15 protein-coding genes and 1 tRNA gene are annotated in these 16,751 nt (G+C 62.1%); 6 read left to right on the top strand and 10 right to left on the bottom strand.

Going from position 1 to position 16,751, the window contains the following annotated elements:
• Window positions 1-6 precede the first annotated feature (6 nt).
• The 5 genes from AC1Q61_RS27345 to AC1Q61_RS27365 all read right to left on the bottom strand — a co-directional run bounded on the left by AC1Q61_RS27345 (window position 7) and on the right by AC1Q61_RS27365 (window position 5,375).
• Window positions 7-378, bottom strand: coding sequence for a nuclear transport factor 2 family protein (locus AC1Q61_RS27345; protein ID WP_007726173.1), 372 nt, complete (start codon window positions 376-378; stop codon window positions 7-9).
• The gene (locus AC1Q61_RS27350; RefSeq protein ID WP_118604366.1) at window positions 375-1,529 is read right to left on the bottom strand and encodes a 3'(2'),5'-bisphosphate nucleotidase CysQ; all 1,155 of its coding nucleotides are present in this window, start codon (window positions 1,527-1,529) and stop codon (window positions 375-377) included. Before AC1Q61_RS27350 ends, AC1Q61_RS27345 begins: the two co-directional genes overlap by 4 nt.
• Entirely contained in the window at window positions 1,526-3,370 is a 1,845-nt protein-coding gene (gene cysC, locus AC1Q61_RS27355; protein ID WP_118604369.1) for an adenylyl-sulfate kinase, read from the bottom strand. Before cysC ends, AC1Q61_RS27350 begins: the two co-directional genes overlap by 4 nt.
• Window positions 3,370-4,296, bottom strand: coding sequence for a sulfate adenylyltransferase subunit CysD (cysD, locus tag AC1Q61_RS27360; RefSeq protein WP_118604372.1), 927 nt, complete (start codon window positions 4,294-4,296; stop codon window positions 3,370-3,372). Before cysD ends, cysC begins: the two co-directional genes overlap by 1 nt.
• Window positions 4,297-4,439: 143 nt before the next feature.
• Window positions 4,440-5,375 carry a helix-turn-helix domain-containing protein gene (locus AC1Q61_RS27365; protein WP_492651278.1) on the bottom strand — a complete coding sequence of 312 codons (936 nt, stop codon included), beginning with the start codon at window positions 5,373-5,375 and terminating at the stop codon, window positions 4,440-4,442.
• A gap of 116 nt (window positions 5,376-5,491) precedes the next feature.
• On the opposite strand from AC1Q61_RS27365, the gene AC1Q61_RS27370 reads away from it, so the two are divergent.
• The 3 genes from AC1Q61_RS27370 to AC1Q61_RS27380 are packed head-to-tail and all read left to right on the top strand — an operon-like array spanning window position 5,492 to window position 8,590.
• Entirely contained in the window at window positions 5,492-6,658 is a 1,167-nt protein-coding gene (locus tag AC1Q61_RS27370; RefSeq protein ID WP_064075259.1) for a hypothetical protein, read from the top strand.
• A 2-nt stretch (window positions 6,659-6,660) separates the two neighbouring features.
• Complete coding sequence (locus AC1Q61_RS27375; RefSeq protein WP_054801046.1) at window positions 6,661-7,443, top strand: SDR family oxidoreductase; 783 nt, start codon at window positions 6,661-6,663, stop codon at window positions 7,441-7,443.
• A gap of 7 nt (window positions 7,444-7,450) precedes the next feature.
• The gene (locus AC1Q61_RS27380) at window positions 7,451-8,590 is read left to right on the top strand and encodes a sulfotransferase family protein (RefSeq protein WP_020908307.1); all 1,140 of its coding nucleotides are present in this window, start codon (window positions 7,451-7,453) and stop codon (window positions 8,588-8,590) included.
• A gap of 73 nt (window positions 8,591-8,663) precedes the next feature.
• Here the strand turns inward: AC1Q61_RS27380 and AC1Q61_RS27385 are convergent, their stop codons facing one another.
• On the bottom strand, window positions 8,664-9,509 hold the full coding sequence (locus AC1Q61_RS27385) for an alpha/beta fold hydrolase (RefSeq protein WP_003941305.1): 846 nt from the start codon (window positions 9,507-9,509) through the stop codon (window positions 8,664-8,666).
• A complete protein-coding gene (locus AC1Q61_RS27390; RefSeq protein WP_116056454.1) occupies window positions 9,506-11,296 on the bottom strand; it encodes an N-acyl-D-amino-acid deacylase family protein in 1,791 nt (596 codons plus the stop codon). The genes AC1Q61_RS27385 and AC1Q61_RS27390 overlap by 4 nt, the downstream gene beginning before the upstream one ends.
• Before the next feature lie 97 nt (window positions 11,297-11,393).
• On the opposite strand from AC1Q61_RS27390, the gene AC1Q61_RS27395 reads away from it, so the two are divergent.
• Complete coding sequence (locus AC1Q61_RS27395) at window positions 11,394-12,041, top strand: TetR/AcrR family transcriptional regulator (RefSeq protein ID WP_003941289.1); 648 nt, start codon at window positions 11,394-11,396, stop codon at window positions 12,039-12,041.
• Between the two features lie 393 nt (window positions 12,042-12,434).
• Window positions 12,435-12,560, top strand: coding sequence for a hypothetical protein (locus AC1Q61_RS27400; protein ID WP_255246884.1), 126 nt, complete (start codon window positions 12,435-12,437; stop codon window positions 12,558-12,560).
• 82 nt (window positions 12,561-12,642) lie between these two features.
• Here AC1Q61_RS27400 and dcm read toward each other — a convergent pair whose 3' ends face one another.
• Both dcm and AC1Q61_RS27410 read right to left on the bottom strand, forming a co-directional pair.
• Window positions 12,643-13,938, bottom strand: coding sequence for a DNA (cytosine-5-)-methyltransferase (gene dcm / locus AC1Q61_RS27405; RefSeq protein ID WP_047270173.1), 1,296 nt, complete (start codon window positions 13,936-13,938; stop codon window positions 12,643-12,645).
• 159 nt (window positions 13,939-14,097) lie between these two features.
• A tRNA-Cys gene (locus AC1Q61_RS27410) sits at window positions 14,098-14,168 on the bottom strand.
• Between the two features lie 233 nt (window positions 14,169-14,401).
• Between AC1Q61_RS27410 and AC1Q61_RS27415 the strand changes: the two genes are divergently transcribed.
• On the top strand, window positions 14,402-15,670 hold the full coding sequence (locus AC1Q61_RS27415; protein WP_065456348.1) for a multidrug effflux MFS transporter: 1,269 nt from the start codon (window positions 14,402-14,404) through the stop codon (window positions 15,668-15,670).
• Here the strand turns inward: AC1Q61_RS27415 and mraY are convergent.
• Window positions 15,667-16,743, bottom strand: coding sequence for a phospho-N-acetylmuramoyl-pentapeptide-transferase (gene mraY / locus AC1Q61_RS27420; protein WP_003941316.1), 1,077 nt, complete (start codon window positions 16,741-16,743; stop codon window positions 15,667-15,669). The two genes, AC1Q61_RS27415 and mraY, sit on opposite strands and share 4 nt — an antisense overlap.
• Window positions 16,744-16,751: the final 8 nt, after the last annotated feature.

The following is a 16,751-nucleotide window of genomic DNA, read 5'->3' on the forward strand; positions in this document are numbered from 1 at the left end:
CCCCGATCAGGCCTGGCCGGCTGCCGCATTGATCGGCGCCATGTCGAAATAGTCGCGCCAGGCTTTGATCTTTCCGTCCTCGACTTCGAACACCCCCATGACCGGGAGCGCTACCTCGGCGCCGTTGATGGTGAAAACGTCGACGCGCTCGTTCATGACGGTGTTGCCGTCCGCGACCTGACGCTTGATCTGAAAGTCGATGTTGCCGAAGGCACCGACAAACTGCTCGATGAACGCCCGGACGGCCTCGCGACCGACCACGGGCTCCATCGGGATGTTGTGATAAACGACGTCATCGGTGAAGTAGTCGACGATCTTTGCAACATCGGCGTCTGCCCACAGCGCACAGAAATCGGTGATCAGTTTGTCCGATGTCATTGTGTTCCAGCCTCTTTCGAATCGTCTTCGTGGGGTTCGATGATTGCCAGGATGCTTTCGATCTCGCCTGCCGGTATCCCGAAGTACTCGGTGACGAAAACTGTGACGGCCGGTGCCTGGCCAGGTGTTCCGAGGTCGAGCAGATACCGGGCTACGACGCTCTCGCCCCACTCACGCAGCGCGAGTTCACGTATCGCCACGATTCCGCGATATTGCTGGCCTTGTTCGAGCTCGTTGCTGATGAAGGCTCCGCTGTCACCGGTTCGCTGACCGTTCTCGACCCGCCAGGCGTCGGCGGCGAAGCGGACCTTCGTTGCGTCATGAGTGAGCAATGCGTTCACGTATTCACGCGCCATGGCGACGCGTCCGCTTACCGCAGACTCCGTGGAGTGCTTGGCAATTGCGCCCAGGATCGACTCCGACAACTCCGGTCGGCAGATCACGAGATCCGGCAGGTACGGATGCGATTCGTTGTAGAGCAGCGGCGAACCGTCGATGCGGCTGCAATGCAGTCCCGCCGCCTGTGCGACGCCGACGGGTGCAGCCGAATCCCATTCCCACTGCCCACCGGCGTGCAGGTACGCGTCGACCTCGCCGCGCACCACCGCCATCGCCTTGGCGCCGGCCGATCCCATGTGCACCACGTCGGCGCCGAGTTCGGCTGCCACCGCTTCGGTGAATGCGGGTGGTCGCGATCCGCTGACTACTACGCGGAGCGGCGAGTTGGCGACAACCGAAGCTGCCTCGTCGCCACTGGAGTACACCGCTCCGAGCGCCGGCTGAGCAACCGCGGCTGCGGTAATTCCGCTACCGCGCTCCCAAAGCGCCACGTGCACTGCCCAATCCGCATGATTCGGCAAGCCGTATTCCTTGGAGCCGTCCAGCGGATCGATGATCCAGACCCGAGCTGCATCCAGACGACTGCGATCGTCGGCAGATTCCTCAGAGAGCACGGCATCGCCCGGCCGCTCGGCAGCCAACCGGTCGAGGATGTAGGAATCGGCGGCCTTGTCGCCCCGGCGACCCAGTTCCCGACCGTCGTCGACACCCAGACCCTCGGCTCGGATCCCCAGGAGGATCGCACCGGCGGCCTGCGCCAATTCCGCCGCGAGTGCCTCGTCGGCGATTCTGCTGTGTGTGGATTCGCTCACCGGTCCAACACTTCCATAATTCGCAGCGCAAGTTCGGTAGGCGTTCCGTCTTCGGGTCTGATCACCAGCTCGGGACTTGTCGGAGCTTCGTAGGGATCGTCGACTCCGGTGAATCCCGTGATTTCCCCGGCCCTGGCCTTGGCGTACATGCCCTTGGGGTCTCGGGCTTCACATTGCTCGATCGGGGTGTCGACGTAGACCTCGACGAACTTCAGCCCGGCGGCCTCGTGCGCCGCCCGCACTCGATCACGATCTTCGCGGTACGGGCTTATCAGGCAGGCCACTGCCACTGCACCTGAATCAGCGAACAACTGCGCCACCGAGCCGACTCGGCGGACGTTCTCGGCGCGGTCATCGGCACTGAATCCCAGATCCGCGTTCAATCCGTGCCGGAGGTTGTCGCCGTCGAGGCGGTACGCCGGGATACCCGCGGCCACCAACCGCCGCTCGAGTTCCACCGCGATCGTCGACTTACCCGAGGCCGAGAGACCGGTGAGCCAGACGGTGGCGCCGGCAGTCGCACGTTCCTCGCGAGAAACCTCCGAACTGTGCCAGACGACGCGCGATTCCTTGAGTGTCGGACCGTTGATCATTCCGGCGGCGACGGTATTGCCCGTGGTCTCGTCCACGAGAATGAAGCTGCCCGTCACGCGGTTGCGGCGGTAGGGATCGAACATCAACGGCTGCTGCGTCTTGATCGAGATGCGGCCGATCTCGTTGAGGGACAAAGATTCTGCCTTCTCGTCGCGGTGCAGAGAATTGACGTCCAGCCGGTAGTCGAGCTTGACGATCTGCGCTTTCGTGGAGCGCGTGGTGTGCAGCAACGAGTAGCGATTGTTCTCCGACAGAGTTGTCTGTTCGGTCAACCAACAGACCATCGCATCGATTTCCTGCCCGACCTGCGGCCGGTTGTTGAGCCGACACAATTGGTCCCCGCGGCTGACGTCGAGATCGTCGGTCAGCTCGATGCATACGGCCGAGGGCGCAAACGCTTCGTCGATCACGTCACCGCCCGGCCCGTGGACTGCCTTCACCGTCGAGGTGAATCCTGAAGGCAAAGCCACGATTTCGTCGCCGGGCTTGAAGACGCCACTGGCCACCGTTCCGGCGTATCCACGGAAATCGTGGAGGTCGGCGTCGGTCTGCTTCTGCGGACGGATCACGTACTGCACCGGGAAACGCGCGTCGATCAAATTGCGATCCGACGCGATGTGCACCTGCTCGAGATTGTGCAGCAGAGAAGGCCCGTCGTACCAGGACATGTTCTCGGTCCGGGCAACGATGTTGTCCCCCAACAGCGCCGAGACCGGAATGAACGTCAGGTCGTGGACGTCCAGTTTGATCGCGAACTGTCGGAATTCTTCCTTGATCTCCTCGAACCGTTCCTGAGACCAGCCCACGAGGTCCATTTTGTTCACACACAGCACGAGGTGGGGTATCCCCAGGAGAGTGGACAAGAAGGCGTGCCGCCGCGTCTGTTCGAGCACCCCTTTGCGAGCATCCACCAGGATCAGGGCAAGATCGGCCGTCGACGCGCCGGTCACCATGTTGCGGGTGTACTGCTCGTGCCCGGGAGTGTCCGCGATGATGAACTTCCGATGAGGGGTCGCGAAATACCGGTGGGCCACGTCGATCGTGATGCCCTGTTCACGCTCGGCGCGCAATCCGTCGGTCAGTAGCGCGAGGTTGGCGTACTCGTCGCCGCGTTCTCGGCTGCTCCGTTCCACGGCCTCGAGTTGGTCCTCGAAGATCGACTTGGAGTCGTAGAGCAACCGGCCGATGAGTGTCGATTTTCCGTCGTCGACACTGCCCGCTGTAGCGACTCTCAGCAGTTGCGGCATCAGAAGTACCCCTCTTTCTTACGATCTTCCATGCCAGCTTCGGAAATCCGGTCATCAGCTCTGGTTGCGCCACGCTCCGTGATACGGCTCGCCGCAACTTCTTCCACGACAGCGCCCGGTGTTTCGGCCGACGATTCGACACATCCGGTACACGTTGCGTCGCCGACCGTACGGAAGCGCACCAACGCCTCGTAGGACTCTTCGCCGGCGCGAAGCTCGAGGAAACGGGTGCGTGCCAACAACATTCCGTCGCGTGGAACCACCTCGCGACGATGGGCGTAGTAGATGCCGGGGAGGTCGATCTGCTCGCTCTCGATGTACTGCCAGATGTCGAGCTCTGTCCAGTTGGAGAGCGGGAAGATCCGAATATGTTCGCCCTTACAGTGTTTGCCGTTGTACAGGTTCCACAGTTCAGGTCGCTGCACCTTCGGATCCCACTGCCCGAATTCGTCCCGGAAGCTGAACACCCTCTCTTTGGCGCGCGCCTTCTCCTCGTCTCGGCGAGCACCACCGAATACGGCGTCGAACTTGTTGTCGCGAATTCCGCGCAGCAACGCGTGCGTCTGCAGGCGATTGCGACTGGAACCGACTCCGGTGTCCTCGATGACGCGTCCGGCGTCGATGTCGTCCTGCACGCTGGAGACGACAAGACGCAGGTTGAAGCGATCGACCGTCTGGTCGCGGAATTCGATCACCTCGTCGAAATTGTGACCGGTGTCGACGTGCATCACAGCGAACGGCAGTGGGGCAGGCCAGAATGCCTTGGCCGCTACGTGCAGCATCACGACGGAATCCTTACCTCCGGAGAACAGGAGGACCGGCTTTTCGAAAGTCGCTGCGACTTCGCGGAAAATATGGACCGCCTCCGCTTCGAGTGCTCGCAGATGCGACAACTCGTAGGCGAGCGGGGTCTGGAGTGTTGCCATGTCTTTCGCTCCTGAGCATCACGTACTCCGTGCGGAACACCATTTCCGCATCGGTACATTTATGTACCGGACTGGTTCTAAATTGAACGCAATCACAGAATAGAACTCGTTCTACCCAAAGGTCAATGACCGGCAATAAGACGTCACAGACCGCGAACCGGACTCCTGCCACCAACTTCCGCCGTCACCGCATCCGCCGCCGCAACCAGCACCGCGGCGCGGCGCTCGATCTCGGCGCCCATGATCGCCCCACCCACATAAAGTGTCAGCACAAGGGCCTGATGCCCCTCGGCGTCGTAGGTCGGGGCCGCGATGAGACTGACGGGATGCTCGTCGTCAGAGCTGATGTCGCGCCCGAGATACACCCTCTCGCCCAGGCTCGACACCATCTCACCGAGCAGTTCACGCACCTCCGGCGGAAGATCGTGCGTCGCAACGCCCGCCATCAGCGTGTGCAGTCGCTGCCCGACGGGATCCAGACTCTCGACCAGATACCCCGCAGCCCGACACTCGCGGACCACGTTCCACAGACGCTCGCGATCCAAGCGCACCGGCAGGCTCGGCTCTTTGCTCAGCCAACTGTCCATGTCGTGATCCGAACCCCAGAGGACGTACATCAGTCCGACCGGTGGAGCGAACGGGTACACCTGACCGACCTTGGCGGCGCGACGCGCGCCGATCGGTCCGGTCACTTCGAGAACGCTGATCTGATCACCGATCACACCGGACGCCGTGCACGTCGTCCCGAACTCCGTGCTCACTTTCTCCAGATGGGTGCGGGCAATGGGTCCGACGGCAAATCCCCGCTGAGCTGCACGTCCGGCCGCGATCAAGGCCGGACCGAGCCCATAGGTCTTCGACACCTCGTCCCGAGTCAGGTATCCACGATCAGCCAGCGCCGTGAGGATTCCCAAGCAGGTGGGCTTGCTGATCTCGAGCGCGCGGGCCAGTTCCGATAGCCCGAACCGCTGATCAGGGCGGCCGACGAGGTAGTCGAGCACCTGAACCACCCGTTCGGTGGGAGGCGATTGCCTCCCCCTCGAGCGTGCTGCTTCAGGCGCCTTCTCCGGTCCACCCATTGACCACTCCCTAGAACGCGTTCTATTGTCGAAATACCCAACATCTACCAAATAGGTACATATTTGTACCACGACGCTCTGGACCGGCGACATAGTCGGAACTGTGAGGAGCCAGCGTGCTGACGGACCCGTTTGCCGAGGCGATCGCCGAAGCCGAGAAATTGATCGAGACTGCGCCGCACATCAGATCCGAACAGGATCTACTGGAGGGATACCAATATCTGGCCGGCGGAATCATTGCGACGACGCATGCCGCCTGGGCCGGCGAAAAGACCCATCCGAGTTTCATCCAGGGCACCGGACCATTCACCAAGATGGGCCTCGACAACCCCGACACTCTGTACTTCGGCGCCCGTATCAACGACGACAAGGAATACAAGGTCACCGGAAAGCGCGGCACCACAGCCGATCTCAGCTTCCAGGTGTTGAGTGGGAACTACACCAACTCGAACGTTCCCGGCAGCGAAATCGCCTTCGACGACCGCGAGCTGGAGATAGACGACGACGGTAACTTCGTCGCTTGGTTCGGCCCCGGCCCTGCCGACGGCCGAGCCAACTACTACACCCTGGCGCCCGGATCCTCGCAGCTGGTCGTTCGCGAGGTCTACAGCGACTGGAGTCAGCAGCGCGGTGTGATCCGCATCGAGCGCACCGATTCGATCGGGATCGCGCCGCCACCTCTCACCGCCGAAGAGACCGAGAAGCGTTACGCCCGGGCTGGGAAGGCACTGGTCACGCGGGTCAAGACGTGGCTCCAGTTCCCGGAGTGGTTCTACCTCAAGCTCACGGTCAACACCATGACCGAACCACGCCTGACACCGGGCGGGCTGGCAACGCAGTACTCGTCGGTGGGACATTACGAACTCACCGACGAGCAGGCGATGATCATCACCGTTCCCGCCTCCGACGCACCGTATCTCGGCTTCCAACTGGGGAGCCTCTGGTACATCTCACTGGACTACGTCAATCATCAGACCTCCCTCAACAACGGCCAGGCACAGGTCGATCCGGACGGGATGGTTCGAATGGTGGTCAGCGAGAAGAACCCCGGTGTCACCAACTGGATCGAAACCGTCGGACATCCGCGCGGCATTCTGCAGTTCCGTTGGCAGCGCGTGTCCCGCGAGCTGACGCCGCAGGACGGTCCCACCGTCGAAATCGTCGCCGTCGCAGATATTGCGAAGCACCTGCCGCATTTCGACACCAACGCCATCACCGCCGAGGACTGGGCAGCACGCATTGCCCAGCGCCAGGCCGCCATCGACAACCGAATGCTGGGGTAATCATGACCGCCTTGCTCGAAGACCGTGTAGTAGTCATCTCCGGAGTCGGCCCGGCACTCGGCCGCGCTCTGGCCCTTCGATGTGCGTCGGCCGGCGCGAGTCTTGTTCTCGCAGCACGTACGCAATCGCGACTCGACGACGTTGCGAAGGAAATAGTCGATGCCGGTGGGCGCGCCGTCACCGTTGCCACCGACATCACCGACCAGGCTTCCGCCGAGAATCTGGTGGCCGAGTCCATTGCCGCCTACGGCAAAGTGGACACTCTGATCAACAATGCATTCTCGATTCCGTCGATGAAACCGTTGGCTCGCACCGATTACCAGCACATCCGCGACAGCATCGAACTGACCGTACTGGGTGCGTTGCGCCTGACTCAGCTGTTCACGCCGGCACTTGGCGAGTCGGACGGCTCCGTGGTGAATATCAATTCGATGGTGTTGCGGCATTCGCAAGAGCGTTACGGCAGCTACAAGATGGCGAAGTCGGCCCTGCTCGCCATGTCGCAGTCCCTGGCCACCGAACTCGGCCCGCAGGGAATTCGTGTCAATTCGATTGCACCCGGCTATATCTGGGGCGACACCCTCAAGGGATACTTCGCGCACCAGGCGGAGAAGTTCGGCATGACTGTCGAGCAGATCTACGAGCACACTGCGTCGAACACCGACCTCAAGCGCCTGCCGACGACGGATGAAGTATCCGATGCGGCGATCTTCCTGGCGTCCCCGATGGCCAGCGCGATCACCGGCCAATGCATCGACGTCAACTGCGGCGAATTCCATCACTAGGAGCACCATGACTGAACGCACTCACGTCGGCACCGTCGAGGATCTCCACGCCTCGGCGACACGGATGACCGGACTGACGGACTTCGGCGTCGACGATTACACCGAAGCTCTGTCGGTCCTCCTCGAGTCTTACGACCGCGACGAGGATCTGACGCCCTTCGGCAGCAAGATCTCTCGGGTATTCCTTCGCGGCGCCCTGGTGGCCCGTCTGCTCAGCGAATCGGCGTGGAAGGAGCATCCGGAACACGCCGACGTCAAGATCGAGCGGCCGATCTTCGTCACCGGATTGCCACGGACGGGCACCACTGCCTTACACCGCCTCCTCACGGTCGACCCGGCTCACCAGGGCCTCGAGATGTGGCTGACCGAGTTCCCTCAGCCTCGCCCGCCTCGCGATACGTGGGAATCGAACCCGGTCTTCGCCAAGATCGAGGAGACATTCGGTCAACACCACGTCGAGCATCCCGAATTCATGGGCGTGCACTACATGTCGGCCAGCGAAGTCGAAGAATGTTGGCAACTCTTGCGTCAGACGTTCAAGTCCGTGTCGTACGAGTGCCTGGCGAATCTACCCACGTACTCCGCATGGCTGAAGGACCAGGAGTGGTCGAACGCCTATGCACGACACAAGAAGAACCTGCAGCTGATCGGTCTGCCCGATCAGGATCGACGGTGGGTCCTCAAGAACCCGAGCCACCTGTTCGCGCTCGACGAATTGATGGAGGCGTACCCCGACGCTCTCGTCATTCAGACTCACCGCTCCCCTACGACGATCATTCCGTCGGTGTGCAGCCTGGCCGCCCAGGCGACAGAGGGTTGGTCGAACACGTTCACCGACAAGGTGATCGGCGAAAGTCAGCTCGAATTGTGGGCCAGGGGGCTCGAGCAGTTCGACAGTGCACGCGCACACCACAATCCCGCACAGTTCATCGACGTCGACTATCAGGACTTCGTCACCGATCCGCTGGGAACCGTCGAGAACATCTACACGCACTTCGACATCCCGTTGACATCTACTGCGCAGCAGTCGATGGAGGCCATGCACGAGGAAAGCCGCTCGGGTGCTCGCAAACCTTCGCACAAGTACACGCTCGAGGAGTTCGGTCTGACGAAGGAGCAGGTGGAAGAGCGATTCGGAACTCGCTGACCACCGCTGGCCGACGACCTTGCTGACAACTGAAGCCCCGCCGATCGGCGGGGCTTCAGTGATCAAAACGCGGTCAGCTGCTGAGATGCTCACCCAGCAGTCGGTCCAAATCGACCGGCGCTTCGTCCGGAATCCAGTGGCTCACGCCGCTGAGAACCTCGAACCGGTACGGGCCGTCGACAAACGCGGGGGTGAGCGCAGAACCCTTGGGCCCGATGGCAGCATCGCCATCGCTCCAGACGTGCAGGGTCGGCACGGTGACCCTGGCAGTTGCGGGGTTCGGCTTGGTCATCCACATCGCGCGATACCAGTTCAGACCACCGCGCAGGCGGCCGGGAGCCAGCATGGCATTCAGATCGCGCCGTGCGTTCTCCGGCGTCTGCCCGCTCGAGATCAGGAACTTCTCACCCGCCGAGGTGGAGGACAGAACCTTCTCGGGAACGAACGGCAATTGGAACGCCCCCATGTACCACGATTTCAGTCCCTGCGTGCTGGTCACCATCGCCTTGACGAACGCCAGTGGATGCGGAACCGACACCGCGGTAACGGTGTTGAGCAAATCGGGCCGCTCGGCAGCGACCTGCCATGCGACTGCGGCACCCCAGTCGTGGCCGACCAGGTGCACTTTGCCCACCGCGAGCGCGTCGATCAGTGCGACAGTGTCAGCGGCGAGTTCGGACCCGCGGTATGCCCAGCGCGCTTTCGGCCTGGCGCCGGGTGAGTACCCTCGCTGATCCGGCGCCACCGTGCGGAAGCCGCGGGTGTGCAGCAGCGGTGCGAGCTGATCCCACGAGCTCGAATCCTGCGGAAAACCGTGCAGGAGGACCACCACCGGACCGTCTGCCGGACCTTCGTCGCGTACGTCGAAGGTCAGCCCGGACCGGGAGTACGAGGTGAGGCGATCCGCCGGTGTAATCATAGCGCCACGCTAGTCTTCGCGGCCCTGGTAACCGGAGCCTTTTCACCGGCACGCAGGAACTGACCTGTCTTTTCGATTCCGAATCCGGGGGCGAATTCACCGTCGCGGTAGACGAGTCGGCCGTTGATCACCGTAGCGACCGCTGCGTCGTCGCTGCGGTTGACCATCCGGCTGATCCCGCCGTACTCGGGAACCTTTGCCTCGAACAACCCGTCCACCGACTCGTCGAGCCCGGCCGGGTCGATGACAACGAAGTCCGCGCGGTCACCCTGGCGTAGATGCCCGGCGTCGATGCCGTACCAGTCCGCCAGTTCGCCGGTCAGGCGGTGGATTGCGCGTTCGATGGTGAGGAACGGCTTGCGGTCACTCTGAGCGTCCTTGACGCGCTTGAGGAGTCGAACCGGGTAGTTGTAGAACGCCATGTTGCGCAGATGCGCGCCGGCATCGCCGAAGCCCATCTGCACACCGGAACTCGCGGCGAGTTTCTTCGCGAACTTGGGCCGGTGATTGGCAATGGTGGTGCGCCAGCGAAGATCTCGCCCGTACTTCACCACCAGGTCGAGGTACGCGTCCACCGGGTGCACTCCGCGGATGTCACCGACCTGACCGAAGTTCTTGCCGATCAACGTCTCGTCCGGGCATCCCACGATGACCGCATCGTAGAAATTGCGATGCCAGATGCGGGGTGAGAACTTGTTGTCGTAGTCCTTACGGAATGCGCGACGATACGACTCGTCCTGGAGCAGTTCGTTGCGCTCCACCTGGTCCTTGAGGTGCAAAGCGGCGGCGCCGGCACCGAACTCCTCGAACACGACCAGGTCGATTCCATCCGCGTAGACGGTGAAGGGAACCGGAAGGTGCTGCCACTTGAAATCGGTCTTCGCGAAGCGATTGAGCAGTGGGGCCGCAGCGAGCATGAAGTACACGATCACCGGGTAGGCCTTCGAATCCGCACCGGAGAGCAGCGACGTCTTGAGCGGCTTCTTGCGCCCGATCGCCGAGCTTTCGGCGAAGAACGCCGCGACGTTCGGATGCAGGTTGATGGTCGGAGCGCTCTGCAAGATCTTTCCGCGATCACGAAGGATGCGATTGAGGAATCGGAACTCTTTCCACCGTGCATACGTCGACGGCAAAGAGCGAGAACGATATTCGTCGCCGTCGATCTTGTCGAGGGCATTGGTCATCGACGACAGGCCCAGCATCCCAGCGTCGATGGCGTCCTCGAGCATCGAGCCCATCCGGCCGAGTTCCGAGCGAGTCGGCTTGACCTTCTTGTCGGTACCGCGCCCCAGTCCGAGTACGTGCGTGCGGATATCGGAATGACCGATGAAGGCCGCGACATTGGGTCCGAGGGGAAGGGCTTCGAGGGCGGCGGTGTACGCCGCGGGACCGGTCCAGGTCTTGTTCGCTTCGAGGATGCGCAGCACCGCGTCGTGGGGAACTGCTTCGACCCGGCTGAACAGATCCGCGATCTCGCGCGGCGTCGAATACACCGTCGACAGCGAGCAATTGCCGAGCACGACCGTCGTGACGCCGTGGCGAACCGATTCCGGAAGCCCTGGACTGACCAAGGCTTCGGCGTCGTAGTGCGTGTGGACGTCGACAAAGCCGGGGAGAACCCATTTGCCGGCCGCGTCGATCACTTCTGTGTCCGGCCCGATCTCGAGGCGCGTCGTGGACACCTCCGCGACCACGCCGTCTCGAATTCCGAGATTACGACGCAGACCTGGAGCCCCCGTCCCGTCGAACCACAACCCGTCGTTGACCACGATGTCGAAAGCAGACACTGTCGGACTCCTCGCCTCACGTATGTGTTACCTCACGTTATAGACAGCGTTGAGTAAAAGTCAATGAACCTTCCGAACCAATACATAAGATGACGGAATGGCTGCAGTCCCCCGCTCCCCCGAAGACCGTCAGAGGCAAATCCTCGAGGTGGCAGTACAGATGCTGCGGACCGAGCCTTTCGACCAACTGTCGATGGATCGCGTCGCAGCCGAGGCCGGTGTCTCGCCGCCACTGCTGTTCCACTACTTCAAGAACAAGAAGGGTTTCCAGAACGCCATCCTCGAGGCCGCCTCGGCCGATCTCGAAGATCGAATGCGACCGGATCCCGAGCTACCCATCACGTCCCAGCTGCGCTCAGGTATCGAGACATTCGTCGACGCCGTTATCGAGCACCCCACCATTTATCTCGCCGTGATGCGTATGGCCGGCAGTGGCGACGTTCGAATGCGCACGATCTACCGAGGCATGCGCCGCACTTTCACCACGTGGATCGTCGCTGCGCTGACGAATCTAGGCATCGAATCGAACGCGACCGTGGAGGCGACAATCGCCGGGTGGCAGGCATTCATGGAGGAAATCGTCGTCAACTGGATCGACGAGCCGACGCTCGAGCGAGGCGAAATGGTCGACCTCTGCGAACGAATCTTCTACCACTGCCTACCGGCAGCGGGCATCAGCGTGGAGCAAATAGTGGCAGCCACCGTTGTCGCGACGGCCAGTGAGTCCGGCGCAACACAACTGTGATCTTCGTGCCGGGGTTTCACAGGTGGTCACGATTGGGTATCTTGCTTGCAGTGGCACTGGACCACGACCCCAACACATGAAGGATCCAACATGGAGTCTGTCGAAAACGTATTGCCCGAGGGTGTCAAGCTCGAAGACGTCTTGAGTGTCCTCAAGGTCGCAGTTGCGGGCATCGGCCTCATCAGCGCACTTTCGGCATTCAGCTGATCGCAAAGCGTCATCGACAGGCCGGACTTCGGGGAGTCCGGCCTGTTTTTGTTTACGTTCCTGAACAATCCGTGAACTTTTCAGCAACTTCAGCGCAAAGCGGTCATTTCGACCCAAACAAGCGTCCAGTTTGCTAACTTGTGTCTGCGACACAAGGTCGTACAGAAACACCACGCAGACACAACCTTGTACATACAAACCTGTACATACGACACGGAGGACCGAAACATGGGTTCCATCAACACCCTCAGCGCCGTCATCGACATCATCAAGGTCGTCCAGCCGTTGATCGCCAAGCTCAACCTCAGCTGATTCGCTTGCACCACACCCCCGCCAGGGCGTAACTCGAAATGGGGCCGACATCGTCGGCCCCATTTTCCGTAGGTGCTCTATCTCAGCCGAGTGCCTTCTTGATCTCTCCTGCCAGTACCGACGCCAGCTGCGGCGGCACCGCATTGCCGATCATCGTGCGCACCGCTCCCCACTTGCCCTCGAAGACGTAGTCGTCGGGAAAGGTCTGGAGGCGAGCAGCTTCTCGAACGGTCAACGATCGCGTGTGTTTCGGATGCACGTTGCGTGAAGCCGAGATCATCCCGAAAGTGGTTCCGACCGTGGACGCCGGCTCGTCCCACCGCAGGCGCTTGTACGTCGTGTTGTACCCGGACGACGGTCGCATGGCCGGATCTTCGTTGTCGTGCGCCGACATTCCTTCCGGTACATCACGCAGCCACCGCAAGACGTGCTCGGGATGCTCGACGGCCCAGTGCAGCGGGTCCGTCTCGCAAGCCTGCCCGGATTCCAGCGGGGCCAGGTCGACGGTGGCATCGCGAAAAGTCCTAAGCGGCGCAACACCATTCACGCCGTGAGTCTTCGGCGGAAAACGCAGCGGCCCGATACCACTGTCGCGGCGGGTCGCCACGATGAACACTCGTTCCCGGAACTGCGGGACGCCGTAATCCTGCGCATTGACCGTGTTGACCGACGCGTCGTAACCGCATGCAGCCATCTCGCCGAGAATCCGGTCGACGACCATCCCACCGTCCGGGTCTTTCATGCTCAGCAGCAGCCGAACATTTTCCATCACCACGACCTTCGGCCTCACCAGATCGGCGAGCTCGAGTAGGTTCCGGAAGAGATGGTTACGCGGATCGTCGCGGTCTCGCCGGCCGGCGAGACTGAAACCCTGACACGGCGGCCCCCCGGCCAACACATCGATGTCCACCTGTGCCAGAAGATCTTTCACCCGGGCTTCGTCGATGGCCCGGATGTCCTCACCGAGGCACCGCGCGCCGGGGAAGTTCCGATCGAAGGTCGCGCGCGCCTCCGGCACGACTTCGATGTATCCCTCCACCGAAAACCCCGCCATCCGAAAGCCTTCGGCCATACCGCCACAACCGGAGAACGCCGTCAATACGGTGGGGCCACCGTTTCCTGCCCCCGCGACCGCACGCCTGGCCACCGAGGCGGGGTCGTTGACCGGTGTCGCTCGACGCGCACGGGTACTACCGCTCGATCGCTTCCGGGGGGCCGCGTACGTGCCCTCACGCTTGGCTGCTTCCAACGCGGAGAGGGCCGTGAGGACTGCTCGCTCAACCGGTGGCTTCGGATATGCCTTGTCGAGTTCCCACGCGGAGACGACTGCTGACGAGACTCCCGCCTGGCGGGCGAACTGGAACTGACTGATCCCCACGTGCAAGCGCCGCGATCGCAGGTCCTGTCCCGAAATCAATTCAGTGCCTCACTCATGTGGTCCGCTCGCTCCGGCAGCCCAGACTATCGCAGCCGACCCCGCGAACCGGGACCACACAAGAGAGACCGGCAGGCGATATGCCTGCCGGTCTCCGACACGAGCGGATGACGGGACTCGAACCCGTGTGAACGGCTTTGCAGGCCGGTGCCTAGCCACTCAGCCACACCCGCGTCAGTGAGTAACTCTGCCCTGAGTGACGATCTCGAACCACAGTTCCGCTCAGCATGATTCGAGTGCATTCTCGCCAAGCGTTCCAGTCTCTGGGAAAAGTGCGGGCCTTTCGGGAACAAATCGGTCAGTCTCGATGCTGACTCCCTCGGTGGGCGCAGGTCATTCGATTGCGGCCCGAAATTCGACCGAACGACCGAGCAGTTCGCCAGACCCAGACAACCCAGAAGGTTTCATGAGTGCCGAGAACACCGCCATCGCCCCGCTTGTGAAGGCAGCCCCGCCCGTGAAGGCAGCCCCGCTGGAAACGAGCAGTATCGACCGTAAGCCGAGCGTCGGGAAGATTCTTGCCCTCGGTTCCATGACTGCACTCGGGCCCTTCACCATCGACATGTACCTGCCCGCGCTGCCGGATATCGGTGCCGATCTCGGGGTCTCGTCGTCAACGGTTCAGCTGACCATCACCGGAACTCTCATCGGCCTCGCACTCGGCCAGCTGTTGGTCGGGCCGCTCTCGGACACTCTCGGCCGCAAAAAGCCGCTGCTTGCCGGAATCGGCGTCCATATCCTGGCTTCGCTGCTGGCGGTCTTCGCACCGAGCATCGCTGTCCTCGGCATCCTGCGGGTTTTCCAGGGCATGGGCGCGGCGGCCGCGGCAGTGGTCACCATGGCGATCGTCCGCGACCTCTACAGCGGTAACACCGTTGCCGTTGTGATGAGCCGGCTGATGCTCGTGCTCGGCGTTGCGCCGATCCTGGCGCCCAGCATCGGTGGCGCCCTCCTCGTCGCCCTCGACTGGCGCGGGATCTTCGTCGTCCTGGCACTGATCGGCGTCGGCACGGCGATGATCGGTGCGTTCGGACTGTCCGAAACATTGCCGAAGGAAAAGCGTCGCCCGAGCGGATTGACGTCGGTTCTCCGCACCTACGGTTCGCTGCTCGGCGACCGCACGTTCATGGTCCTGACGCTCGTCTCCAGCGTCGGCATGGCGTCGTTGTTCGCGTATGTCTCGGGCGCGTCGTTCGTCTATCAGGATCAGTACGGCCTCAACCAGCAGGAGTTCGCACTGCTCTTCAGTGCGGGCGCGATTGCGTTGATCGGCGCTTCGCAGGTAAACGTCCGACTGCTCGACCGGTGGACTCCTCAGCAGATCACCAAGTGGGCCCTCGCGGCTGCGGTTGTCTCCGGGGCCGTCGTCATTGCTGTCGCGGTCCTGGAACTCGGCGGACTCGCCGGATTCGTGATCGCACTGTGGGTCATGGCCGGCGCCATCGGGTTCGTTCTGCCCAACGCCCCGGCACTGGCCCTCGCTCGTCACGGCGAAGCGGCCGGTACTGCCGCGGCAATGCTCGGTGCATTCCAGTTCGGCGTCGGTGCGGCCATCGCGCCGGCAGTCGGTCTACTGGGAAACACGAGCACAGCCCTGGCCGTCACGATGACGGCGTGTGTGTCGCTCGGTCTGATCGCTCTTCTGGCTACGACCCGAAAGAGTGAATCGGTCTAACCGGCAGCGGAGAACCACTCGCTGTAGAAGGTGGCAAGTCCCAGGACGCACGAGATCGCGACGAAGATCCAGAATCTTGCGATCACGACGGTTTCCGGCCAACCGAGTAACTCGAAGTGATGATGGATCGGGGCCATCTTGAATACGCGTCGACCGGACGATCGGAAGACCAGAACCTGGATGATCACCGACAGGATCTCAGCGACGAACAGGGCGCCGATGATGACCATCAGCAGCTCGGTGTGCGTCGTGACGGACAGGCCGACAACCAGGCCGCCGAGTGCCAAGGAGCCGGTGTCGCCCATGAAGATCTGAGCCGGGGCGGCATTCCACCAGAGGAAGCCGAGGCACGCCCCGCCTGCGGCGGCAGCGACGATCGCTAGATCGAGAGGGTCACGAACGTCGTAGCAACCGGCGGCAGGCTCGAGGACACACGAGTTCCGGTACTGCCAACCGGCGATGACGACGTAGGTCCCCAGGATCATGCCCATCGAACCGGCCGCGAGACCGTCGAGGCCGTCGGTGAAATTGACGGCGTTGGACCAGGCGAACACCAGAATGCAGAAGAAGACCACAAAGCCGATGGCACCCATGGAGAACACCGAGATGTCACGAACATGGGACAGGTACTGGCTTCCGGGAGTGACTCCGTTGTTGTTGGAGAACTGCAGGAACAAAATGCCGAAGATGATGGCACTCGCCAGCTGACCGACGGTCTTCGCTGTCTTGTTGAGCCCGAGATTGCGCTTCTTACGGATCTTGATGAAGTCGTCGAGAAAGCCGACGATTCCCAGTGACGTGGCGAGCGCGAGAACCAGCCAACCGGATGCAGACAGCCGCGGTAGCCGCGAGCCGAATCCGATGATGTGTGCCGCCAGGTAGCCCGCCCACATACCGGCGATGATCGCGATGCCGCCCATCGACGGGGTGCCGCGCTTGCCCTGATGACTCTGCGGACCCTCGATCCGAATCTCGTGCCCGAGCCCCTGCCGCGAAAGCACACGAATGAGAAACGGAGTCAGGAAGAGCGCGACGAACAACGAGACGCCACCCGCTACGAGGATTGAAATCACCCGTGGGA

It is taken from the genome of Rhodococcus sp. MPR-R1B (genome assembly GCF_058793255.1).